Here is a 22,184-nt window from a genome sequence, read left to right as displayed (position 1 = left end):
GATTGTGGGAAACAACTGCTATACTTTCCAATCTTGGCCAAGCTCCGTTATTGAAAAATGACGACGATCCGCTTAAAAGAAAACGAGCCTTTTGAAGTCGCGATGCGCCGCTTCAAGCGCACGATAGAAAAGAACGGGCTGTTGACCGAACTTCGTGCGCGCGAGTTTTACGAGAAGCCGACATCCGAGCGCAAGCGAAAGAAAGCAGCTGCAGTGAAGCGCCATTTCAAGCGCCTGCGCAGCCAGCAACTGCCCAAGAAGTTTTACTGATTCAAAGTGAAGTCGCGGTGCTCGCCCGGTCTCTTGAGCGAAAGCGGCGGCTCACATGAGGTGACGGCGCGGGAGCATGCCGGCGCTTGCGGTAACTGGCCGCGAAAGAGGCCGCTCACGCCGCAAGGCGCGAAAGGCCACTTCGGTCCACGCTCCGCAAGGCCGTATCCAGGTGCACGGTTCACCGCGTATTTGGCACTAACCCGCTTGAGGAACGATCCCAAGCGGGTTTTTGCGCTCTACGCCGCGTCTTCACCCGTATTTCAAACCCTCCACGCATTCAGGTGAACGATGAGTCTCAAAGTCCGAATCAACGACGACATGAAAGCAGCGATGCGCGCGCGCGAAACCGAGCGTCTCGGCACGATCCGTCTGCTGCTTGCTGCCATCAAGCAGCGTGAGGTCGACGATCGCGTGGAACTGGATGACGCCGCCGTGACAGCCGTCGTCGACAAGATGATCAAGCAGCGCAAGGACTCGATCGCCCAGTTCGAAACGGCCGGCCGCACCGATCTCGTCGACAAGGAAAAGGCCGAGCTGGACGTGTTGAGCGCCTACATGCCCGCGCAGCTGTCGGACGCGGAAGTGGCAGCCGAAGTGCAGGCGGCCGTCGCGCAGGTCGGCGCCACCGGCCCGCAGGACATGGGCAAGGTGATGGGCGTGCTCAAGCCGAAGCTCGCCGGCAAGGCCGACATGACGGCCGTGTCCGCGCAGGTCAAGGCCGCGCTGTCGAAGTAAGCCCGGTGTCGTTTTCCGCCATGTGCGCCCCGTTCCGGCGCGGCGCGCATGGCCGGGTGCGTTGCGCACCCTTGCCTCATTCTTTTTAAGGCCGCGTCTGCATTGTGATCCCGCATTCCTTTCTGCAAGACCTGCTGAACCGCGTCGATATCGTCGACGTGGTGGGCCGGTATGTGCAGCTGAAAAAAGGCGGCGCGAACTTCATGGGACTCTGCCCGTTCCATAACGAGAAGAGCCCTTCGTTCACCGTTAGTCCGACTAAGCAGTTCTATCATTGTTTCGGCTGTGGCGCGCACGGCACGGCCATCGGGTTTTTGATGGAGCATGCGGCGCTTTCCTTCCCGGAAGCCGTCAACGAACTGGCCCAATCCGTCGGGCTCACCGTGCCGCAAGAGCCTTCGCCGATGCGTGGCGGCGGCGCGGGAGCCGGCGGTCCAGGCGGTGAAGGCTATGCGCCCGCCGTCTCTAAGGCCGTGACGACAGCGCTGTCCGACCTCATGTCGACGGCCAGCGACTTCTACAAGGCGCAACTGCGCGGCGCGCCTAACGCCATCCAGTACCTGAAAAAGCGCGGACTGACGGGCGAGATCGCCAAGCGCTTCGGCCTCGGCTACGCGCCCGATGGCTGGCAGAACCTCGAAACGGCATTCCCCAACTATCGGGACGACGCGCTCGTCGAGGCGGGTCTCGTGATCGTCAGCGAGAAGTCCGACGCGCAGGGTCAGAACCGCCGCTACGACCGTTTCCGCGAACGCGTGATGTTCCCGATCCGCAACGTGAAAGGCCAGGTAATCGGTTTTGGCGGACGCGTGCTGGACGGCGGCGAGCCCAAGTATTTGAATTCGCCCGAAACGCCTTTATTTAACAAAGGCAGCGAACTGTACGGCCTGTTCGAGGCGCGGCTTGCGATCCGCGAGCAGGGGTACGTGCTGGTCGTCGAAGGGTATATGGACGTGGTTGCGCTGGCCCAGTGGGGTTTCGAGAACGCGGTTGCGACGCTCGGCACCGCCTGCACGCCGATTCATGTGCAGAAACTGATGCGGCAGACGGATACCGTGGTGTTCAGCTTCGACGGCGACTCGGCCGGACGGCGCGCGGCCCGCCGCGCGCTCGACGCCTGCCTGCCGCATGCCGCCGACAACCGCACCATCCGCTTCCTGTTTCTGCCGGCCGAGCACGATCCCGACAGCTACGTCCGCGAATTCGGCACGGAAGCCTTCGCGGAGCAGGTGCGCCGCGCGATGCCGCTGTCGCAGTTCCTGTTGAATGAAGTGCTGGCGGGCAAGGAGCTGGACCAGCCGGAAGGGCGCGCGCGGGCGCTGTTCGACGCCAAGCCGCTATTGCAGATGCTGCCCGCCAACGCGTTGCGCGCGCAGATCATGCATATGTTCGCCGACCGTCTCGACGTGCCGTTCGAGGAAGTGGCCGCGTTATGCGAGGTCGACGCGCGGATCGCCGCAGTAGCACGCAGCGCGCCTGCCCGCAAGGACCGGCGCAGCGTGACGGGGATCGAGCAGCGGGCGCTGCGCAATCTGGTGATGCACCCGCGTATCGTCGCGGTGCTCGGTGAGGAGGAAGAGCAGGCGCTGCTCACAGTCACGCGGCACGGCGAACTGTTCGAGGAGGTGACGACGCATGCCCGCGGGTTGGGCGACACGGCCGAGTTCCAGTTGCTGTCGGACCTGTTGCGAAACGGGGCTAACGCCCCCACCTTCGAGGAAATCTTCCGGGAAATTCTGGACTATGATGAAAACGTTCGGGATCTGCTGTTGAAGAATCCCGAAGACGCGACGGTGGCCGAGGAGCGCCGTGAACACGAGCGCCTCGCCGGGGAAGAATTGAAAGCGGCCATTCTGAAAATGCGTTACGACGCTTATAGCGAGCGGCTGGATGAATTGTCGCGTCAGTCGAGGCACACCCCGGAGGAGTTGCTGGAGTATCAGGAATTAAGCAGGACGTGCGCTGACATGAAGCGTCAGCGCGGGCAGTGAAAGGGAAGCGCTGAAAGGCCGAATGCTATAATTAAAAGATTTCAGCGGTTTTGTTTTTCTCCAGGCAAAGGCGATATAAGGCGATTGCAATGGTAAAGACTACAGGCGGAAAAAAGGCGACAGGCAGCGGCTCGGACGAGCCGAAAACGACCACCAGGGTCAGTGCAGCCAGGTCGGCTCCTTCCACACCGAAAAAGTCTGCCGAAACCGCTGCTACGCCGGTTGCCCGGAAAAGAGCCTCGACCGCATCGGCCGCGCGAGCGGCATCGGTGACATCGAAGTCGGTGACATCGGTGGCGAAGCGGCAGGGAGTCAGCAGCGAAAGGGAAGCGGATGTCGCGCAGGACGATGCGGCTCCCCGCGAGTCTTTGGTATCCACGGTTCAACCGGCTGTCGTCCAGCAGCCGGCAGTCGAGACTACAGCCGGTATGGCGAACTCCATGACGAAAAAGCTGAACGAAGTATCCGTCGATGACGACGCATCCCCGAGCGAAGAAGCAGCCGCAACTCCCGCTACGGGCAAGGTCGAAAAGGTCAAGGCACGCGACCGTCGCGCAAAGGAGAAGGCGCTGCTCAAGGACGCGTTCGCGTCTTCGCAGCCCGGCACCGTCGAGGAGCTCGAAGAGCGCCGCTCGAAGCTGCGCGCGCTGATCAAGCTCGGCAAGGAGCGGGGCTTCCTGACCTACGGCGAGATCAACGACCACCTCCCGGACAACTTCACGGAAACCGAGGCGATCGAAGGCATCATCAGCACGTTCAACGACATGGGTGTCGCGGTCTACGAACAGGCGCCCGATGCCGAAACCCTGCTGCTGAACGACAACGCGCCCAACGCTTCGTCGGACGACGAAGTGGAAGAGGAAGCGGAAGTCGCGCTCTCTACCGTCGATTCCGAGTTCGGCCGCACGACCGACCCGGTGCGTATGTACATGCGCGAGATGGGCACGGTCGAGCTGCTTACGCGCGAAGGCGAAATCGAAATCGCCAAGCGCATCGAAGACGGCCTGAAGCACATGGTGATGGCCATCTCCGCCTGCCCGACCACGATCGCCGACATTCTGGCCATGGCCGAGCGCGTCGCGAATGAAGAGATCCGCATCGACGAACTCGTCGACGGCCTGATCGACGCGAACGCCGAAGATACCGACGGCTTCTCCGAACAGGAAGCCGAAGCGATCGAGAACGAGGAAGAAGAACAGGAAGAGGCGGACGAGGAAGAAGAGGAAGACGACGACGGCGCCGCGCAGGCGACGGCCAACGCCGCCCAGCTCGAAGAACTGAAACGCATGTCGCTCGAAAAGTTCGCGCTGATCAGCGAATGGTTCGACAAGATGCGCCGCGCGTTCGAAAAGGAAGGCTACAAGTCGAAGTCCTACCTGAAGGCGCAGGAAACCATTCAGGAAGAGCTGATGATGATCCGCTTCACCGCGCGTACCGTCGAGCGTCTGTGCGACACGCTGCGCGCGCAGGTGGACGAAGTGCGTCAGGTCGAGCGTCAGATCCTGCACACGGTCGTCGACAAGTGCGGCATGCCGCGTGCGGAGTTCATCGCGCGTTTTCCGGGCAATGAAACGGACCTCGAATGGGCCGACAAGATCGTCACCGAGAATCACGCGTATAGCGCGATCCTGTCGCGTAACGTGCCGGCTATCCGCGAGCAGCAGCAGCGTCTGCTCGACTTGCAGGCGCGCGTCGTGCTGCCGCTGAAGGACCTGAAGGAAACCAACCGCCAGATGGCGGCGGGCGAACTGAAGGCGCGTCAGGCGAAGCGCGAAATGACCGAGGCGAATCTGCGTCTCGTGATTTCGATTGCGAAGAAGTACACGAACCGGGGCCTGCAGTTCCTGGATCTGATTCAGGAAGGCAACATCGGCCTGATGAAGGCCGTGGACAAGTTCGAATATCGCCGCGGCTACAAGTTCTCGACGTACGCGACGTGGTGGATCCGTCAGGCCATCACGCGTTCGATCGCGGACCAGGCGCGCACCATTCGTATTCCGGTTCACATGATCGAGACGATCAACAAGATGAACCGTATCTCGCGTCAGATTCTGCAGGAAACCGGCCTCGAGCCGGATCCGGCAACGCTGGCCGAGAAGATGGAGATGCCGGAAGACAAGATCCGCAAGATCATGAAGATCGCGAAGGAGCCGATCTCGATGGAAACGCCGATCGGCGACGACGACGATTCGCATCTGGGCGACTTCATCGAGGACAACAACACGGTTGCGCCGGCCGACGCCGCATTGCACGCCAGCATGCGCGATGTCGTGAAGGACGTGCTCGATTCGCTGACGCCGCGCGAGGCGAAAGTGTTGCGCATGCGTTTCGGTATCGAAATGAGCACGGACCACACGCTGGAAGAAGTCGGCAAGCAGTTCGACGTGACGCGAGAGCGTATCCGTCAGATCGAGGCGAAGGCGCTGCGCAAGCTGCGTCACCCGAGCCGGTCGGACAAGCTGAAGTCGTTCCTCGAAGGCAATTGATCGAGCCGGCTTGCTGGCCTTTATACGCAGTAGACAGTCAGGGCTTCCCGATCGTTTTGTTCAGCGAAGCGATCCCGGAAGCCCTGTTTTCGTGTAGTATGTCGGCCAATCGACGGACAGGCCCGGCCTTCAGACCGGGTCTTTTTGTTGGTCTTCTCCAGCTTCCATTGCGAAGCATCGTTGGGCCGGACGCCGTGCTGGTTGCAGGCAGCGGACTCATAATCCGCCTCCGAAAGGACACCGTGGGTTCGACTCCCACCCGGCCCACCAAATCTCCTTAAGCCTTTCAAGCTCGTCGCGGCATGCGCCTGCGTGACAGGAAGCCGGGCGCGAGCTTGCGTCTTCATGCTGCTGCCACCAGAATTGCAACATGACTGGCATGGTTCCCGTCATCCCCTTGACGGTTTGCATCACGGGTCCGCCTACCTGAATTCGCCCTTGCTCAAGAGCTTTCCAATGTCTCAATCCGCGAACCTCGCAGACGTCCTCACTTTGGCCGAGGTGCTGTCGCGCAGCGACGAGAAAACCTTCGCACGCGGCAAAGCCTATTTCCATGGCGGCAAGGTATCGCGCCTCGAGGCGAGCGACGGCAGCGTGCGCGCTATCGTGCGCGGCACCGAACCGTACAACGTCGAGCTGACCACTCGATACGGCGCACTGACGTGCCACTGTGATTGTCCCGTCAGCCGGGCGGCGGCATTTTGCAAGCACGCGGTCGCCGTCGCGCTGTCGTGGCTGGAAAATTCCGGCGCGGAGGTGTTCCCGCCCGAAGAAGAGCCACAACCGAAAAAGCCGCGCAAGAAGCGAAAGACCTACGCGGAACAGGTTCAAGAATATGTGTCGTCGCTGGATGCGGAAGCGCTTAGAACCTGGTTAATGGAAGCGGTCGAGCGTGACGTGGCGCTTCGCGACAAGCTGCTGCTGGCCGCGCGTGCAAGCCATGCGAGCGATTTGCCGGGCATGAGATCCGCCGTGCGGCAGGCGACGCGCGTCAGGCGCGTGGTGCACGACTGGCGGGAGGTCGCCGAGTATGCAGATGGTCTGTATTCGTTGTGCGACGTACTGAGGGCGCGGCTCAACGGACCCCATGCGGCTGACGTCGTCGAACTCGCCGAACTCGCGATCGTCGAGTCTGAAAACAGCCTGGAGCGAATGGACGATTCGAACGGCCATGTGATGCCCGCCATCCAGGAACTCGCGAGCATCCACCTCGAAGCGTGCGAACGGACCCGCCCCGATCCGGACAAGCTCGCGGAGCGGCTTTTCCGCCTTCAGACGGAGGGCAAGTGGGGCACGTTTCGCGATGCGCTTCCGGCTTATGCCGATGTGCTAGGCGATGTGGGGTTGCCGATCTATCGCGACTTGCTCAACGAGCAATGGAGCGCGCTTGCGGCGCCTGATTCCAGCGACAACGCCTACGGCTCCGACCGACGCCGCTCGAAGGTCAGTCACGCAATGTCCGCCCTGGCAGTGTTCGACGGCGACATCGACGCGCTGATTCGTATCGAATCAAAGGACCTGTCGACCCCGTATCGATTCTTGACGATCGCCCGACTCTGCCGGGAACATGGCCGCCTGGATGAAGGCATCGCATGGGCAGAGCGAGGCATCGAAGCATCGAAAAAGAATCCCGATCGATCGCTGCTGAGCTTCTGCGTCGACGCGTATCTGAGTCGCGGTGAGTTCGACAAGGCAGATGCTTACGCGTGGCGGTGTTTCGTGTCACATATCAGCGCCCGCGCATTCCATGATCTGATGGACGTTGCGAGCACAACCGGCACGCATGACGAAACGCGCCGACGGGCGCTCGAACACATGTGGGATTGCGTCCAGAAAGAAGAGTCGGGAAAAGCGAAGCGCAGTGTATGGGACACGACGACGCGTACCGAACTGGTCAAGATGCATCTTGAGGAGCGCGACAACGAGGCTGCATGGAATGCGTTTACAGGCGGTCCCGTCGCAACCCAGATCTTTCAACCGATGGCGGCCGTGCGCGCCGTGACGCATCCGCGCGATGCTCTGGTTGTTTATCAGAATCTGCTACATGGCACTGTTGAAAGAGGTACGGTGTCGGCAAAATATGGAGAAGCATTCGAAATCGTGCAGGCCATCGGCGCGTTGCGGGCCAAACTCGGCGAGCACGCGCAGTTTGCCGCTGAACTGGCTGAGATGCGTCAGACCTATCGTGCGAAGCGCAACTTCATCGTTTTGCTGAACACGCTGTCCTGACGAGGCCACGCAGACCGGATCACGAATGCAAGCGCCCAGCGCCACCGTTCCTATCTCCCTCGTCAACGGCTTTCTCGCCGCCGCCGACGCGCAGCCCGACGTCATGCAGCGCTATATCGAGCAAGCCGGCATCACGCCCGAACTGCGCGGCGCGGCCGGCGCGCGGGTGACGGAAGAACAGTTCTCCACGCTCTACCGCACACTCGCGATCGAACTCGACGACGAAATGCCCGGCATCTTCAGTCGTCCGTTTCGCAGCGGCACGTTGAAGTTTCTTTGCCTCAGCCTGCTCGACGCGCCCAACCTCGAGACCGCGCTGCATCGCTTCGGCCAGTTCTTTCATATCGTGCTCGACGACTTTCACATCGCATCGCGCCGCGACGACCTGATGGCGCAGGTCGAACTGCGTCCAAACCCTGCGTATGGCAGCATCGGCCCGCTCGGCCAGGAACTGATGCTCAAGCTCGCGCACGGTGTGTCGTCATGGCTGATTGGTCAGAAGATCCCGCTGCTACAGGTCGATTTCGCGTGTCCGCAACCGCCGCACGCGTTCGATCACCGCTACTTTTTCTCCGGTCCCGTGCGTTTCGGCTGCGACGCGACGCTGATGCGCTTCAGCGCGGCGTTTCTCGACATGCCGATCCGCCAGAGCAAACGCAATCTGCGCAAATTCCTCGCCCGCTCACCCGGCGAATGGATCTTCGAAACGTTCAGCGAGCAGCGAGTCAGCCATCGCGTGCGGCAGTTTCTCGCAGGAGAACTGCCGGACCTGCCGACTATCGACCAGGCCGCCAAAAGCCTGCATTGCTCGGTGCGCACGCTATGCCGGCGTCTGTCGTCCGAGGAGACGACGTTTCAGTTGCTCAAGGACGAGCTGCGGCGCGATATCGCGATCCAGCGCCTCACGGACACGCAGGACACGATCGCCGTGATCGCGGGCGATATCGGCTTCGACGATCCGAGCGCCTTCCATCGTGCGTTCCGCCACTGGACGGGCAGCACGCCGGGCACGTACCGGCGGCCCTTTCACGTGGGTTAACCCGCGGGTGGGTGGGCTACACCCCCATTCGATGTGGCCAGATTTGTCAGTACGTGGGCCGGTTTGGACAGTCGGGTCGCCGGAGATGCCGTTACGATCGACAGGTATCGTCACCGCTTGGCCTTCGCTTCTATCGGGCGCCGTGGCAGTGATCCATTGAACGCCTGATTGGAAGATCGACCATGAGTTACATCGCCCCCGTGAAAGACATGCTTTTCGTGCTCGACGCATTGAGCGGCATCGACGATATCGCGAAACTGCCCGGCTTCGAGGAAGCGGGTCTGGAGACGGCGCAAGCCGTGCTCGAAGAATCCGCGAAGCTGTGCGGCGAAGTGCTGGCGCCGCTGAACGTCGAAGGCGACAGGAACCCGAGCAGCTGGAAAGACGGCCACGTCACGGCGACGCCCGGTTTCGCCGATGCATTCCGCCAGTTCGCCGCAGGCGGCTGGCAGGGCGTGCAGCATCCCGTCGAATACGAAGGCCAGGGCCTGCCGAAGCTGATCGCGACGGCCTGTATCGAGATGCTGAACGCGTCGAACCTGTCGTTCGCGCTGTGCCCGCTGCTGACGGATGGCGCGATCGAGGCGCTGCTCACGGCGGGCAGCGACGCGCAGAAAAAGACCTACGTGCCGAAGCTGATTTCCGGCGAATGGACGGGCACGATGAACCTCACCGAGCCGCAGGCGGGCTCCGATCTCGCGCTGGTGCGCACGCGCGCCGAGCCGCAGGGCGACGGTTCGTTCAAGCTGTTCGGCACGAAGATTTTCATCACGTGGGGCGAGCACGACATGGCGGACAACATCGTCCACCTCGTGCTCGCGCGTACGCCGGATGCGCCCGAGGGCGTGAAGGGCATTTCGCTGTTCGTCGTGCCGAAGTTTCTCGTCAACGAGGACGGCTCGCTGGGCGAGCGCAACGACGTGCATTGCGTGTCGATCGAGCACAAGCTCGGGATCAAGGCGAGCCCGACGGCCGTGCTTCAGTTCGGCGATCACGGTGGCGCAATCGGTCACCTGATCGGTGAAGAGAATCGCGGCCTCGAATACATGTTCATCATGATGAACGCGGCGCGGTTTGCGGTCGGCATGCAGGGCGTGGCGATATCGGATCGTGCGTACCAGAAGGCGGTCGCGTACGCGAAAGAGCGCGTGCAGAGCCGGCCGGTTGACGGCTCCGCGAAGCAGGCCGTGTCGATCATTCATCATCCCGACGTGCGCCGCATGCTGTCGACGATGCGCGCACTCACGGAAGGCTCGCGCGCGCTGGCCTACGTCGCGGCCTCGCACAGCGATCTCGCGCACCGCCATCCCGACGAGGCAAAGCGTGCGGAGCATCAGGCGATCTACGAATACCTGGTGCCGATCGTGAAGGGCTGGAGCACGGAGCTGTCGGTGGATGTGACGAGCCTCGGCGTGCAGGTGCATGGCGGCATGGGCTTCATCGAGGAAACGGGGGCGGCGCAGTACTATCGCGACGCGCGCATCCTGCCGATCTACGAAGGCACGACGGCCATCCAGGCGAACGATCTCGTCGGCCGCAAGACGGTGCGTGACGGCGGCGCGGTCGCAAAAGCACTGCTGGCGCAGATTGCGCAGACGGTCGAAGCGCTCAAGCAGCACAAGGGCGCAGCGTTCGATTCGATGCAGACACATCTGTCACTCGGACACGATGCGCTGCAATCGGCCGTGGCGTATGTCGTCGCGAATGCGAAGCGCGATCCGAATGCGGTATTCGCGGGCAGCGTGCCGTATCTGAAGCTTGCGGGCATCGTGCTGGGCGGCTGGCAGATGGCGCGCGCGATGCTGGCGGCGCACGAGAAGCACGCGCAGGACGCGTCGTTTTATAGTGCGAAGATCGCGACCGCGCAGTTCTTCGCGGAACATGTGCTGCCGCAGGCGGTGGCGTTAGAAGCGTCGATCACCAGCACGAAGGGCGGCGAGGGCGTGCTCGCGTTGTCCGAAGATCAGTTCTGAACGCGCAAACCATCCGTAATCCAACGACGGGCTTCGACTGAACACGAAGCCCGTCTGCTTCAAACCTGTCCCAAACCCTCCGCATACCCCCGCGAGCGCGCGCCGCTCACTCCACCTTCGCGCTCAATCCCTTCAAGCCCTTGATCACGACGAGCAACGCGCGGCCGTGCTCTTCCGAGCCGTCCCACGCGTCGACGATCGCGTTGCGCAGCAACTCGTTGTAGCCCGTCGCCCGCCCGCCCACATGGCGCGCTTCCACACCATAGAAACTGCATAGTTTATTGAATGACGCGCTCTTGCGTACGCGGCGCCCCTTCGACAGCCGGAGCCGCGACACCGTAGGCTGGCTAACCCCGGAAAGCCGCGCGATTTCGCTGGACGAGCGCACGTCTGCCATCAACCGGCGCAACAGGTCCTGCACGGGAAAATCGCTCTTCAGGGCTTCCATTCCATGCATTATATCTATACATTAACGCTTGTTGAATGGCTGACCATTTCGCCAATGGCTCGCAAGTCGGCGAGCCGAACGGCAGTCCCGAGGAAGTTGATGACACTGAAGCACCTACCGCCCACGTTCTGCTGGACCAAGACAGGCACCGAGTCCAGCGAGGAACTCCCCAACATCGTTCTCCAGAAAGAATGGGAGCGGAGGCTGGGCGGCGGGCGTTTTCTGTGGGGCGTCGGTCAGTCGCTCGGCAATAGCGCGCAAATCGCGGCACATCGCACCGGCTCGCTGCTCGCGCTCTTTTCGCCGGCGTCGAGCAAGCCGCGGCAAGGCGGGCGCAAGCGCGAAGACATGCTGCTGTGGAATGCGTGGATCGACAGCACGGGTCAGGTGCGGCAGCTGCCGCCGCATGCGTTCGTCGTCAGCCGCACCGTGTTGCCCTCGGGGCGGCGCAGGGAGCAGCACTACGCGCTGGTGTGTTCGTCGCCCACTGAACTGAGCATGGGCACGCGGCTGCACATCTACCCGGAGCACCTGCGCAGCGTCAGCACGGGCAAGGTGCTGGGTCCCGCGCAAGGCACGGCCGTCGTCGACTGCACGTCGCGCTCGGGCGAACTGAGCGGCAAGCGCTATCCCGTCGCACTTGCCGTGGAGCTGGAAGCGCCGTATTTCGTGCGGCTCGCGCAGCCCGTCGTGCTCAAGGCGCGCGACTTCGCGGAGGTCAACAAGGCCACGCGCGACGGCGACTTTGCGGCCTTCATCGAACTGGTCGGGCGTTTGCGCACCCGGCCGCCGCAGGAGCGCGTGCGCGGCTTCACGCGCGATCTGTTCGACATGCCGCCCGTCGAGGCCATGGCGGCCTTCAACGCGGCGCAAGCGCAGGCCAGTTTCGCGTTATGACAGACGGGGATTGAAACAGGTGTCTGGCGTATAAAACCTGGGAAACCTGAATGTCGGGTGCTTGTGTATTAAAACGCACGCTGTTGCAAATCAGACCTGGCGCTTCGCACCGAGCGGAGAGAAAATCGGCAGCATGCCGCAGTCAATCCATTTTGTAGCGCCGGCTCGCACCCAAAGCCGCCGGCGTGAACCGCAAATGGGCGAGCCCCACGCATCGCAAGCTGAATATCCGAACCGAATCCAGATGGAGGAATGCTTATGTCGGCAATGATGCAATCAAGGCAGGCTCAGGCCGCACAGCGTTTTGTCGAAGCGACACGCAATGTCGATCTGGCTTTTCGCGCCGTGCGCGCCGACCCGGAAGATGCTGCGTCGACGGCCGGGCATGCCGCTGCCGTTGCGCAACTGGACCGCGCGCTCGACGAACTGGCGCGAGCCCAGGCGCTATTCGACTCGGTGGTTCGCATCGACGCGCGGCGGCGCAATTGAGTCAGTCAATCATGATTTCGCCCGTACGAATGGATTGCTGATCTTTCCACACTACGAATCGCACTTCGAATCGCACGAGCAATGTCTACTTCAATCGCAAAACTCGACGGCCAGGCGCGGGAGCGTCTGATCGCGTGGATTCAGAATCGAATGAACGAATTCGGCATCACGTTCGACGCGCTTGAACGCTCGTTCGCCGAAGACGAACGCAATGCTCGCGCCATCCGCTATCAGGATGCGTCAGGCCACGTCTGGGACGGCCGGGGCGATTTGCCTGAGTGGCTGCGCCGCGCCGTCGCGTCTGGGCAGAACATCGATTTCTTCCGCTGCGAAGGCCAGGCAAACTGATCCTTCAGCCCGGATCGCCATCGTCGCGGCTTTCGGGCGGCACGACGTCCAGGCGATACCCGACGCCATAAATCGAGCGGATCATGTCGTGATCCGGCCGCACATTCTGAAGCTTGCGGCGCAGGTTCTTCACATGCGAGTCGACCGTCCGGTCGGCCACGACCCGATGATCGTCATACAGTTGCCGCAGCAGGTGGTCGCGCGAATAGATGCGGCCGGGCGTGGAGTGCAGCAGCGCGAGCAGCCTGATTTCGATCGGCGTGAGATTGAGGTCTTTTCCATCGAGCGACGCGACATGCCTGTCGAGATCGATCGCCAGTCCGCCTGAAACCGGCTCCGCGCCGGTGCGCGCCGCACCCGATAGCGACTCGATGCGGCGCAGGATCGCCTTCACGCGCGCTACGACTTCGCGCGGACTGAACGGCTTGCAGACGTAATCGTCGGCACCCAGTTCGAGGCCCAGCAAGCGGTCGATCTCATCGACGCGCGCGGTCAGGATGATCACGGGCACATCCGAAAACGTGCGCAATTCGCGGCAGATTTCGAGCCCGCCGCGTCCCGGCAGCATCAGATCGAGCAGAATCAGCGAAGGCGGATGCGCGCGTACGGAAGCGATCACGTCGCGGCCATCTTCGATCACCTTGGTGTCGAAGTTCTCCGCGCGCAGATAGTCCGTGAGCAGCGCCGACAGCTTCGGCTCGTCTTCGACGATCAGCACTGAAGCAGGCGAGCGGGCAAGAGAAGAGTCAGTCATCTTTGGCTTCTAACGTAGCGAACCGGACCGCGATCCACAGTCCTCCCAGCGGCGAGCGCAATGCGTCGATGGTGCCGCCATGCTGGCCGACGATATGTTTGCACAGCGCGAGCCCCAGGCCCGCGCCGCCGCTTTGACGGCTGCGTGACGCATCGACGCGAAACAGCCGGTCGAACAGATGCGGCAGCAAAGGCTCGGGCACGGCGGGGTGCGTATCCTGCACGTCGATTCGAATCTCGTGCTGGTGCCTCGCGACGGCCACGCGGACCTTGCCGCCGGAATCGGTATAGCGCAACGCGTTTTCCAGCAGGTTCTTCATCAACTGCGTCAGCCTGTACGGGTCGCCGAGCATGATGATGCTCGCGGCGTCGATATCGGTTTCCAGTGCGATTTTCTTGTCGGCGAGCCGGTCTCTGAACGACTCGGCGGCGGCTTCGACGATGGGCGCGATGTCGAGCCGCACCTTCTCGAAAGACAGTTCGCCGATGTCCGCGAGCGACAGCTCGTACAGGTCGTCGATCAACTGGCTCAGCAGCGCGACTTCCGCCTGCAGTGACGCGAGCGTCGCGCGGTCGGGCTTGCGCACGCCATCTTCGATCGCTTCGAGTTCGCCGCGCAGCACGGCAAGCGGTGTGCGCAACTCGTGCGAAATATCCGCGATCAGATTGCGGCGCGAACGTTCGGCATTGCCGAGCGAGATTGCGAGCCGGTTGAAGTCGGCGGCCAGATCGTGAAGTTCGTCGCTGCCCGCGTCGGGCACGCGAATCGAATAGTCGCCGCTCGCGAGCCGGTGCGTCGCCAGCACGAGGCGGCGCACGGGCGCGAGCAGCAAACGCGCGAGCACGACGGCGACGCACGCGGCCAGCAAGGCGGCGAATCCGGCGATGATCCATGTCGTGCGAACCTGCTGAGCCTGAAATTGACGGTCCGCGGAACGAAACATCACTTCGGGCCCGGCGACGACCAGCCAGCCGATCACCTTGCCGTCGACGGTCAGCGGCAGGCGCGGCGCATCGGGTGGCGGCGGCGGTCCCTTTTGCAGCACGCTGTGCATGTCCGTGTCGTAGACGCGGAACGGCGGGTGGCGGTTGCCCTGCGGCCCCGGGCTTTGCATGTCGCGCCTCTCGGGAGGCGCGCCCGCGTCGCCGGGCGGGGGCCCCGGCTCGGCGCCGTTGCCGCCCGGCGCGCCGTCAGGCGGCGGGTCGTCGTGCGGCGCGTTCATGTCGGGAGGGCCGGACGGACCGGGAGGCGGCACGCCCGCGTCGATCGCCTCGGGAATGGCGGCGGCCGCCGCCACCGGATCTTTGAGGAAATCCCAGCTTCGATGCGTCGCCCAGGCGGCTTCGATTTCCTGCTGCAGGCGCGAGGAATGCGATTGTGACTGGCGCTGCAGATAGCCGAGAAAGCCCTGTTCGAAACTCCAGCGCACGGCAACGCCCATCGTGACGGCCACGAGTATGCACGCCGCCGAAATCGCGACGAAGAGCTTCGACGTAATGCCGATTCTCATGGCGAGACCCCACGGCCGCCACTTTTCATGCTTGCCACCCTGTGTTTCCCTGTCGGCGTGCTTTGGCGGGCGCTCGAGCGCCGCATGCATGCCAGTTGCTATCGATATGCCGCCACGGCGCTATTTTGACGCGACGTGCGCGGCGCCGGATGACCGTTCGGCAATCTCCACACAATCTCCTTAATTTTCTCCGTCTTGCCTGCACAGTTGCTCACTATCATGGACCTCCATTCAAATGGGAGAAGGACGGAAAGTTCATGACCATCCATCTGCTCGTCGTCGAGCCTGATCAGGCCAGCCGCGACACGCTTCGGGCACATGTGCAGCAGCACAAGATCGAGATGTCCGTCCTGTACAACACCGACTCGCTGGAACGGCGCCTGGAAGTCGAAGTGCCGTCGCTGATCGTGATGCGTCACGGCTTGCCGGAAGTGGACGGCCTGACGGCGTTGCGGCGTATCCGTTCGCTCGGCTACGACCTGCCGGTGATCATCGTTAGCCGGTCCGACGACGTCGTCGACAAGGTGCTCGCATTCGAGCTCGGAGCGAACGACTATGTCGTCGATCCACACGATCCACGCGAGATGATCGCAAGGGTGCGCAACGCGTTGCGTTCTGGGCCGCCGTCGCACGTGCCGATGCATATCGAGCGTGCGCCGATCGCATTCGACGATTTCGAAGTCGACGTCGCCGACCGCGTGCTGACGCGTGGCGGCGCGGAAGTGCCGTTGCGCAGCACGGAATTCGCGCTGCTCGCGGTGCTTGCGTCGAACCCGATGAAGGTGCTGTCGCGCGTGCGTATTCTCAACATGCTGCGGCGGCATTGCAGCGTGACGGAGCGCGGGCTCGACGTCGTCGTATTCAGGCTACGCGCCGCGTTGAAGCTGTCGCCGACGGGCCGACAATACATCAAGACCATGCGCGGCGAAGGCTATATGTTCGCCCCCGACGACGCGCTGCCGCGCCACGGCGCGGCGGGGGATCGAGGCGGTGCGCGGGTGCCCGTGCTCGACCTTGCGGCGCCCATCGTGGCGGAGGAGCGCATGCGTTTTGATGATGCAGCGCGGAGAATTCAGTAGCGCATGTGGTGTGCGGTATTTGAAGGATCCAATTTTCTGATTTCATCACTCAGTACGCATAGAGTTCCTCGCGCGCGCCACTTTCAGACATATCTCATGGTGCGGCATGCAGTTGCGCGTTCGAATCGTCCTCGGCCCATGATGTCGCCCAGGCATCGGGATAATTCGGATATCAAAATATGTCTGAAGGTTTTGAAGGCGATAATCTGTGTATCAACGAACTGAGCGGCGGACAGTCGTACTTTCTTGAAGTACCCGGCAGTGTGAGCGCAAGCGGTCTATCCGTAGTCTCATTTGTCGCGACCGAAAGACTCGGCGAACCCTACCGCGTCACAATTCAGCTCACGCACCCGCATCGACTCGCGCGTGCCGACTGTCTCGGCAAGGATGCGACGTTTTCGATTGTCCCCGTAGACCGCGGCGGGCGTCGATTTGCGGGCTGGATTACCAGCCTTACCGAACTGAAGACAACGCGCGATTTCACCAGCTATGAGCTTGTGCTGGAAGCACATTATTCGAAGCTGGCGCGCGCACATGCCAGTCGTATCTACCAGCACCTCACAGCGCCGGAAATCATCGAGCAGGTGCTGAAACGACATGGCTTGCGGGGCTACCAGTACAGATTCCGGCTGCGCCGCACGTATCCGCAGCACGCGTTCCGCATGCAGTACCAGATGGATGACCTTGCGTGGGTCCAGCTTCTGATGAAGCAGGAAGGGCTCTACAGCTATATCGCAGCGGGTGAGCATGGCGATGTTCTGAACGTCTGCGACGACATCGACCATTACGTCTATCAGCCGTCGCTAGATGTGCCGTATCGCGAGCAGGCTGGTCTGGAGTCGGGTAACGAGGCGGTCAGTTCGCTCGTTACGCGGACGCAGACCGTAGCGCAATCGTTCCTGGTCGCCGACTATAACCACGACAGCGCATGGGAGCGGTACAGGGACGACGCCAACGTAGCAGCCGAAGACAAGACCACCTACGGCCAGCCCTATGTGTGGGGCACGCATCACTCTGACGCCCAGGCCGCGAAGTGGGAAGCACAACTTAGGCACGAGGCGGCAGTTGCGTCGCAGGTCGTGTATGAAGGCGAGAGCAATATTCTTGCATTGATGCCCGCGCGCATCCTCCACATTGATAAAGCGCTGCCCGACGCGCCAAACGGCCAGGTCGTTGTCGAAGTGGTCCATCGTGGCGCGCGGGACGATGCCTACTCGAACACGTACAAGGCGATTCCGTCTGACCGGCGTTTCCGGCTGGCGCTGGAGGAGGCGGCGTGGCCGAGGATTGCGGGCACACTCAGTGCCCGCGTGACGTCGCCCGACCAGTACAAGTATGCGTATTTGACGGCAGCCGGATACTACGTCGTGCGCTTCGATCTGGATTTCGATGAGTGGAATCCGGGCGGCGAGAGTGTGCCGCTACGTCTTGCAAAGCCGTTTGCGGGTGCGTTGCAAACGGGGTTTCACTTCCCGTTGCTCGACGGCACCGAGGTCGCCATCGCCTTCCACGACGGCAATCCGAACCGCCCATACATCGCGCACGCGATGCACAACAGCCAGGCCGTCGATCACATCACCAGCGACAACCGCTGGCTCTCGCGCAATGTCATTCGCACGCAGAGCAATAACAAGCTGCGTATGGAGGACTGGGAAGGTCAGGAAGGCATCAAGCTCTCGACTGATCATTCGGGCAAGACGCAGCTGAATCTCGGCTTCCTGGTCGACTCGAAGAAGCAAAAGCGTGGCGAAGGCGTCGAACTGCGCACATCGGGATATAACGCGCTACGTGGCGGCAGTGGCCTGTATCTGAGTGCCTACGACAGGCCCGGCGCGAGCGGCCAGCAGTTGGACATGCAGGAGACCGTCGCGGAACTGGAGCGGGCTTTGGTGCTCGCGCGTTCACTCGCGGACTTGGCTAGCGCGTCGAAGGCCGACCCTGCTGACACGGATGCACAGAAAGCGGCCAATGATGAACTGGACCAACTGAAGCAGCCGGGCATTCTGGCGGGCGCACCTGGCACGGTGGGCATGGTGTCCGGCAAATCGATGCAGTTCGTGGCAAACGATAGCGTCCAGACGACCGCCGGGAACAGTGCTGACTGGAGCGTGCTGAAGCGATTCACAGTTGCTGCGGGCGAGAAGATTTCGCTGTTCGTGCAGAAGCTCGGCATAACGATTTATGCGGCGAAAGGCCCGGTTCGGATTCAGGCACAAAGCGACGCTATCGACCTTGCATCGCTGCACGATACTGCTATTCGCAGTGTTGACGGGTCTGTGATCATCGAGGCGAAAAGAGAGATCCTGCTCAAATGCGGTAACTCGTATTTCCGCATGACGCCGGAAAACATCACCAATGCCACCAACGGCGACTACATCGAAAAAGCCATCACGTGGCAGAAAAAGAGCCCGGACGGGACGATGCAGAAAACGGCGTTGCCGTATGCAAACGATATTGCTGACCTCGCGCGTCACGGCTCGAAGTTTTCAGGCTAACAGTGTTAAACGACTTCACGACATGAGTGCACAACAGAATAATCAACGGGCCGCAGCGCCGGCAGTGTCCTCGCCCCAGACGTGGCGCTATCCGTTTCCTGGAAGGGATCACAAGGAAATAACCGACCCGGATATCTTCTATCACGCACTCGCGGGTATGGAAGATGGCTTCTTTCCGCTCGGCGTAAACGGGTTCCCGCACGGCGGTGTGCATTTTGGCAAAGGCTCATCCAGCCGCGCTGACCAGACTGGCGGCGTGCGGGTCATCGCCAATGGCGAGGTTGTTGCGTTCAGGCTCGATGACGCGTACCCGCAACTTCACTTCACACAGGACCGTCGCTGGGCGATGTACTCAACCGGGTTCGTGCTGGTGCGCCATCATATGACGATGCCACCTGCGCCAGGCAATACCGCCAACGGGCAACCTGCCGACGAAACGCTGACGTTCTTTAGCCTCTATATGCACGTGGCCGACTGGTCCACCTACCTTGCTGATGGAAGCATGGTGCGTCCTGGCTGGTGGCCCGGCGTGGACGCCTACCGCATCGGCAACAAGAATAGACAGGAGAACGGTGGTGAGGCAGCGGGCGCATTCGTCTGGTCGGAGCCGAAACCCGGAAAGAAGAGAAACCAGTTCATCGCGGGCCATCACGTTGCGTTCTTGCCGGAAGGAAGCGAGGTAATCATCGGCGAGAGACGCGGCGAATGGGGGCACATTCGTTCCATTTCAGCCGGGCATTTGGTCAGTGCAAAGAGCGGCGGCTATTTCGGTTGGGAGGATAAAGACGTGCCGTGGGTGCAACCTGACGGCGACGAGTCGGGAACGGCATCCGTAACGTCCGAGGGCGATTGGGGTTGGCTGTATCTACACGACCAGCAGCCCGTAAGAGAGCCGCGGGGAGTGGGAAGCGTGGTCGTTCCGCCGCAGCCGATTCCCGTCAAGGCTGGCACGCTGATGGGACAGGTCGGCGAATACCATGACTATGAGCGCTCGACACCACTACCTCCCGTCCCCGCACGTCAGTTGTTGCATCTTGAAGTGTTTGCCGGCGACGAACTGAAAGAGTTCATCGGGAAGTGTCGCGCGCGGGCGGCGCAACTGCCTGCAAGCGATCGCACCGTTCTGGTCGTTCAGGCGGGCGCAAAGCTGGTCATACACCCGGCTGAGCCGGACCACAAGTTGGGCACACGTCACCCGCTATACGACGCGAAGGAGACCGCTCGCAGCCCGAAATCCGGACCGTGGGTGCAGGTGCAGCCGAGATACCTGACCATCGGCAGTATCGCCGCTCTGGATGGCGGACCCGTGTGGATCCGACGGGATGATCTGAACCGTGGGCCGAACGGCCTGTCGGCCTGGATGCGTTTTCCGTTGCAGGGTCGGGCTGTTGCCGATCCGGCGAACGCACAGACGTTTGCGTTCCCGCGCGCGCAGCTTGATGGTCTGGGCGACGGTAACGTTGCCGTTGATGACGAGAACATACGTTGGTGGCGAATCAGCCTTGTTGCCGCAGACGGCACGGATCAGCGGGGCTGGGTCTGCGAAAAAGCGCATCCGGGCACGACTTGGGAAAGCCCGTGGGCTTGGCCTGGTTTCGAGATCGTCGACGCGACTGGCGTCGCGCTGACCGATGCGTTTCGCCGTAACCTTTCTGTGACTGGCTCAGCCGACTGGAGGGAGCAGACGGAATTCGAGCCATCCACGGCGGCGATAAACGGGAGTGTGTTGCTTCAGCGGCTTGAGCGGACCGTGAGCCGAATCCCTTTGCAATACGGTGAAAAGAAGAGCGGCAAGGACGGCCAGGAAGTGGTCACAGCGAGAAAACTCCAGCGGGCCATGAACACGTCCTGGCTTGCCAGCGAACTGGCACATGTGATCCTGCGCTATGAGAGCGAATGGGGTGGCGGGATGAGCCGGTGGGAGGCACTGACGCCCTTGATGCGAAATGCGCGTGAGAACTGGCAGTGCGAGTTGCAGCGGATCAAGAAGTTGCAATGGTGGGATGACGTTAAGGGTGCGGTCGAAGGCTTCCCAGCTAGTCCGGTCGTGAATCATATACATCCAATAGCGCTTGTTGGCAATTTCTCGACTAGCGAACGACTGACATGTCCGCACTGCGGTAGCGATCTTACGCTCACGGCGAGCACACTTAAGTCCATATTTCTGAATATAAGCGGCGACGATGCGGAGCACTACTCCGTGACAGTAACAGACGCTTTCGTGAAGTACGGCATCAATACATGTAACCGTGCTTCGCACTTTCTCGGTCAATGTGCAGTTGAGTGCGGTGGGTTCACTGCTTTTCGGGAAAGCTTGTATTACACGAATGGCGATCGTTTATGGGCGACCTACCCAACTGCATTGAAGGCCGGTCTTCACAGACTGCATTCGACATGGTCCCTTCCGCAAATCGAAGACTATTCAAAGCGAAACTTGATTCGTAACGATGCAGAGCTGGGCGAAGTGTTGTTCGGCGACGAGGAATATCCAGGGCGCGACTACCGTGGGCGAGGGCTTCTCCACATGACGTGGCTGGGCACATACAAGCAATACAAAATGGCCAGTGGGATTGACGTCGCGGATGACCCAAGTAAAGTTGAAAATGATTCATTTGTCGCGGCCGATTCGTCTGCGTGGTTCTGGAATAGCCACGCTATCAGTACATCAGCCGACGCAAACAACGTCCGAGGTGTGACCAAGGTGATAAATCCAGCAATGAAAGACTTTGCTCTCCGTAAAGACGCGACAAAGCGCGCTTTCGAACATTTGAACAAAGGCCAGCAACCCTGCAAGCACGATTGGGAATCAACTCTTACGGGAGAAAACGGATGGTGATAAAGAAACTTGCCTCTTTGGCTTTGCTATTGGGCATATCGAGTTTGGCTGGGTGGGCGCACGCTGCTAACAAATCACCAGATAAGATTGCCGCAGACGCAGTTCGTGCAGGTTGTTCCGTATCATTTTTTGAAGAGCCTCTGCAGGACTTGCACAATCCATCGAGTGGGCCGCTTTTCAATGTGAAAGCTACTTGGCATTGTCGTGATGGAGAAATATTGTCAATTGACAGCTATGAAGTAAACGGATCCAGCCCAAAGGTCGTGACGGTTTTTTATTGGCAAAACCGGGAGATCGTAACGCTGGTCAGATGGAGTGTAAATTCGGAAGCAGCGGATTATGTAGGAGACTACTACCAAGTATTTATATACAAATATGTTCGCTCATCGAAGGGGGCAAATATCGTCCGTGATAGCACGGCTATGAAGGCCTTTCCTGAGGGCTGGGACGGCGTTAAGAGAGATGGCACTCCGGTGATGTACGCGTTTAAAGATGCCGCTTCGATAAGAAAGAGGCTTCGCGCAATTCAACTTGGTCAGTAACGCCGGCTCATATCAATGATTCGCTACTTTTCCAACCAGACCGGAGTATTTTAAAAGGTA

18 protein-coding genes and 1 tRNA gene are annotated in these 22,184 nt (G+C 61.2%); 15 read left to right on the top strand and 4 right to left on the bottom strand.

Annotated elements, in window-relative coordinates:
* The first annotated feature begins 57 nt into the window (after nt 1-57).
* The 3 genes from rpsU to dnaG all read left to right on the top strand — a co-directional run bounded on the left by rpsU (nt 58) and on the right by dnaG (nt 2,999).
* On the top strand, nt 58-270 hold the full coding sequence (gene rpsU, locus C2L66_RS27905; RefSeq protein WP_035997875.1) for a 30S ribosomal protein S21: 213 nt from the start codon (nt 58-60) through the stop codon (nt 268-270).
* Between the two features lie 291 nt (nt 271-561).
* Nucleotides 562-1,008, top strand: a complete 447-nt coding sequence (locus tag C2L66_RS27900) for a GatB/YqeY domain-containing protein (RefSeq protein WP_035997874.1) — start codon at nt 562-564, stop codon at nt 1,006-1,008.
* Between the two features lie 104 nt (nt 1,009-1,112).
* Entirely contained in the window at nt 1,113-2,999 is a 1,887-nt protein-coding gene (gene dnaG, locus C2L66_RS27895; protein WP_060605067.1) for a DNA primase, read from the top strand.
* 31 nt (nt 3,000-3,030) lie between these two features.
* Here the strand turns inward: dnaG and C2L66_RS41855 are convergent, their stop codons facing one another.
* A complete protein-coding gene (locus C2L66_RS41855) occupies nt 3,031-3,378 on the bottom strand; it encodes a hypothetical protein (RefSeq protein ID WP_035997870.1) in 348 nt (115 codons plus the stop codon).
* Nucleotides 3,379-3,439: 61 nt separating this feature from the next.
* Here C2L66_RS41855 and rpoD point away from each other — a divergent pair, with 61 nt between their 5' ends.
* From rpoD to C2L66_RS27870, 5 genes are all read left to right on the top strand, one after another.
* Entirely contained in the window at nt 3,440-5,485 is a 2,046-nt protein-coding gene (gene rpoD, locus C2L66_RS27890; RefSeq protein WP_060607084.1) for an RNA polymerase sigma factor RpoD, read from the top strand.
* A gap of 182 nt (nt 5,486-5,667) precedes the next feature.
* Nucleotides 5,668-5,755, top strand: a tRNA-Ile gene (locus C2L66_RS27885).
* A 186-nt stretch (nt 5,756-5,941) separates the two neighbouring features.
* Complete coding sequence (locus C2L66_RS27880) at nt 5,942-7,714, top strand: SWIM zinc finger family protein (protein WP_060605070.1); 1,773 nt, start codon at nt 5,942-5,944, stop codon at nt 7,712-7,714.
* Between the two features lie 25 nt (nt 7,715-7,739).
* Complete coding sequence (locus C2L66_RS27875; RefSeq protein WP_060605071.1) at nt 7,740-8,753, top strand: AraC family transcriptional regulator; 1,014 nt, start codon at nt 7,740-7,742, stop codon at nt 8,751-8,753.
* Nucleotides 8,754-8,935: 182 nt separating this feature from the next.
* Complete coding sequence (locus C2L66_RS27870; RefSeq protein ID WP_060605074.1) at nt 8,936-10,726, top strand: acyl-CoA dehydrogenase; 1,791 nt, start codon at nt 8,936-8,938, stop codon at nt 10,724-10,726.
* Nucleotides 10,727-10,832: 106 nt separating this feature from the next.
* Here C2L66_RS27870 and C2L66_RS27865 read toward each other — a convergent pair whose 3' ends face one another.
* On the bottom strand, nt 10,833-11,174 hold the full coding sequence (locus C2L66_RS27865) for a helix-turn-helix domain-containing protein (RefSeq protein ID WP_054933508.1): 342 nt from the start codon (nt 11,172-11,174) through the stop codon (nt 10,833-10,835).
* A 99-nt stretch (nt 11,175-11,273) separates the two neighbouring features.
* On the opposite strand from C2L66_RS27865, the gene C2L66_RS27860 reads away from it, so the two are divergent.
* From C2L66_RS27860 to C2L66_RS27850, 3 genes are all read left to right on the top strand, one after another.
* A complete protein-coding gene (locus C2L66_RS27860; RefSeq protein ID WP_054933548.1) occupies nt 11,274-12,071 on the top strand; it encodes a hypothetical protein in 798 nt (265 codons plus the stop codon).
* A 258-nt stretch (nt 12,072-12,329) separates the two neighbouring features.
* The gene (locus tag C2L66_RS27855; RefSeq protein ID WP_007732479.1) at nt 12,330-12,560 is read left to right on the top strand and encodes a hypothetical protein; all 231 of its coding nucleotides are present in this window, start codon (nt 12,330-12,332) and stop codon (nt 12,558-12,560) included.
* Nucleotides 12,561-12,641: 81 nt separating this feature from the next.
* Entirely contained in the window at nt 12,642-12,908 is a 267-nt protein-coding gene (locus C2L66_RS27850) for an H-NS family nucleoid-associated regulatory protein (RefSeq protein WP_035997854.1), read from the top strand.
* A gap of 4 nt (nt 12,909-12,912) precedes the next feature.
* On the opposite strand, the gene C2L66_RS27845 is transcribed toward C2L66_RS27850, so the two are convergent.
* Together C2L66_RS27845 and C2L66_RS27840 are read right to left on the bottom strand one after the other, a co-directional pair.
* Entirely contained in the window at nt 12,913-13,662 is a 750-nt protein-coding gene (locus tag C2L66_RS27845; protein WP_060605077.1) for a response regulator, read from the bottom strand.
* Nucleotides 13,655-15,172, bottom strand: coding sequence for an ATP-binding protein (locus C2L66_RS27840; RefSeq protein WP_060607087.1), 1,518 nt, complete (start codon nt 15,170-15,172; stop codon nt 13,655-13,657). Before C2L66_RS27840 ends, C2L66_RS27845 begins: the two co-directional genes overlap by 8 nt.
* A 257-nt stretch (nt 15,173-15,429) precedes the next feature.
* Here C2L66_RS27840 and C2L66_RS27835 point away from each other — a divergent pair, with 257 nt between their 5' ends.
* The 4 genes from C2L66_RS27835 to C2L66_RS40835 all read left to right on the top strand — a co-directional run bounded on the left by C2L66_RS27835 (nt 15,430) and on the right by C2L66_RS40835 (nt 22,124).
* On the top strand, nt 15,430-16,251 hold the full coding sequence (locus C2L66_RS27835) for a response regulator (protein ID WP_060605079.1): 822 nt from the start codon (nt 15,430-15,432) through the stop codon (nt 16,249-16,251).
* 179 nt (nt 16,252-16,430) lie between these two features.
* A complete protein-coding gene (locus C2L66_RS27830; protein WP_060605082.1) occupies nt 16,431-18,746 on the top strand; it encodes a type VI secretion system Vgr family protein in 2,316 nt (771 codons plus the stop codon).
* Nucleotides 18,747-18,768: 22 nt separating this feature from the next.
* On the top strand, nt 18,769-21,582 hold the full coding sequence (locus C2L66_RS27825) for a glycoside hydrolase family 19 protein (RefSeq protein ID WP_148654609.1): 2,814 nt from the start codon (nt 18,769-18,771) through the stop codon (nt 21,580-21,582).
* Nucleotides 21,576-22,124, top strand: coding sequence for a hypothetical protein (locus C2L66_RS40835; protein ID WP_148654610.1), 549 nt, complete (start codon nt 21,576-21,578; stop codon nt 22,122-22,124). Before C2L66_RS27825 ends, C2L66_RS40835 begins: the two co-directional genes overlap by 7 nt.
* The last annotated feature ends 60 nt before the right edge of the window (nt 22,125-22,184 follow it).

The organism is Paraburkholderia caribensis (assembly GCF_002902945.1).
Classification (GTDB): domain Bacteria; phylum Pseudomonadota; class Gammaproteobacteria; order Burkholderiales; family Burkholderiaceae; genus Paraburkholderia; species Paraburkholderia caribensis.
The sequence above is the reverse complement of the archived record's forward strand: the minus strand, read 5'-3'. Positions and strand labels throughout refer to the sequence as shown.

What these genes read in the sequence shown, in the direction of transcription:
- rpsU (WP_035997875.1), top strand. Translation starts at nt 58, where the DNA reads ATGACGACGATCCGCTTAAAAGAAAACGAGCCTTTTGAAGTCGCGATG.
- C2L66_RS27900 (WP_035997874.1), top strand. Translation starts at nt 562, where the DNA reads ATGAGTCTCAAAGTCCGAATCAACGACGACATGAAAGCAGCGATGCGC.
- rpoD (WP_060607084.1), top strand. Translation starts at nt 3,440, where the DNA reads ATGACGAAAAAGCTGAACGAAGTATCCGTCGATGACGACGCATCCCCG.
- C2L66_RS27880 (WP_060605070.1), top strand. Translation starts at nt 5,942, where the DNA reads ATGTCTCAATCCGCGAACCTCGCAGACGTCCTCACTTTGGCCGAGGTG.
- C2L66_RS27875 (WP_060605071.1), top strand. Translation starts at nt 7,740, where the DNA reads ATGCAAGCGCCCAGCGCCACCGTTCCTATCTCCCTCGTCAACGGCTTT.
- C2L66_RS27870 (WP_060605074.1), top strand. Translation starts at nt 8,936, where the DNA reads ATGAGTTACATCGCCCCCGTGAAAGACATGCTTTTCGTGCTCGACGCA.
- C2L66_RS27865 (WP_054933508.1), bottom strand. Translation starts at nt 11,174, where the DNA reads ATGGAAGCCCTGAAGAGCGATTTTCCCGTGCAGGACCTGTTGCGCCGG.
- C2L66_RS27860 (WP_054933548.1), top strand. Translation starts at nt 11,274, where the DNA reads ATGACACTGAAGCACCTACCGCCCACGTTCTGCTGGACCAAGACAGGC.
- C2L66_RS27855 (WP_007732479.1), top strand. Translation starts at nt 12,330, where the DNA reads ATGTCGGCAATGATGCAATCAAGGCAGGCTCAGGCCGCACAGCGTTTT.
- C2L66_RS27850 (WP_035997854.1), top strand. Translation starts at nt 12,642, where the DNA reads ATGTCTACTTCAATCGCAAAACTCGACGGCCAGGCGCGGGAGCGTCTG.
- C2L66_RS27845 (WP_060605077.1), bottom strand. Translation starts at nt 13,662, where the DNA reads ATGACTGACTCTTCTCTTGCCCGCTCGCCTGCTTCAGTGCTGATCGTC.
- C2L66_RS27840 (WP_060607087.1), bottom strand. Translation starts at nt 15,172, where the DNA reads ATGAGAATCGGCATTACGTCGAAGCTCTTCGTCGCGATTTCGGCGGCG.
- C2L66_RS27835 (WP_060605079.1), top strand. Translation starts at nt 15,430, where the DNA reads ATGACCATCCATCTGCTCGTCGTCGAGCCTGATCAGGCCAGCCGCGAC.
- C2L66_RS27830 (WP_060605082.1), top strand. Translation starts at nt 16,431, where the DNA reads ATGTCTGAAGGTTTTGAAGGCGATAATCTGTGTATCAACGAACTGAGC.
- C2L66_RS27825 (WP_148654609.1), top strand. Translation starts at nt 18,769, where the DNA reads ATGAGTGCACAACAGAATAATCAACGGGCCGCAGCGCCGGCAGTGTCC.
- C2L66_RS40835 (WP_148654610.1), top strand. Translation starts at nt 21,576, where the DNA reads ATGGTGATAAAGAAACTTGCCTCTTTGGCTTTGCTATTGGGCATATCG.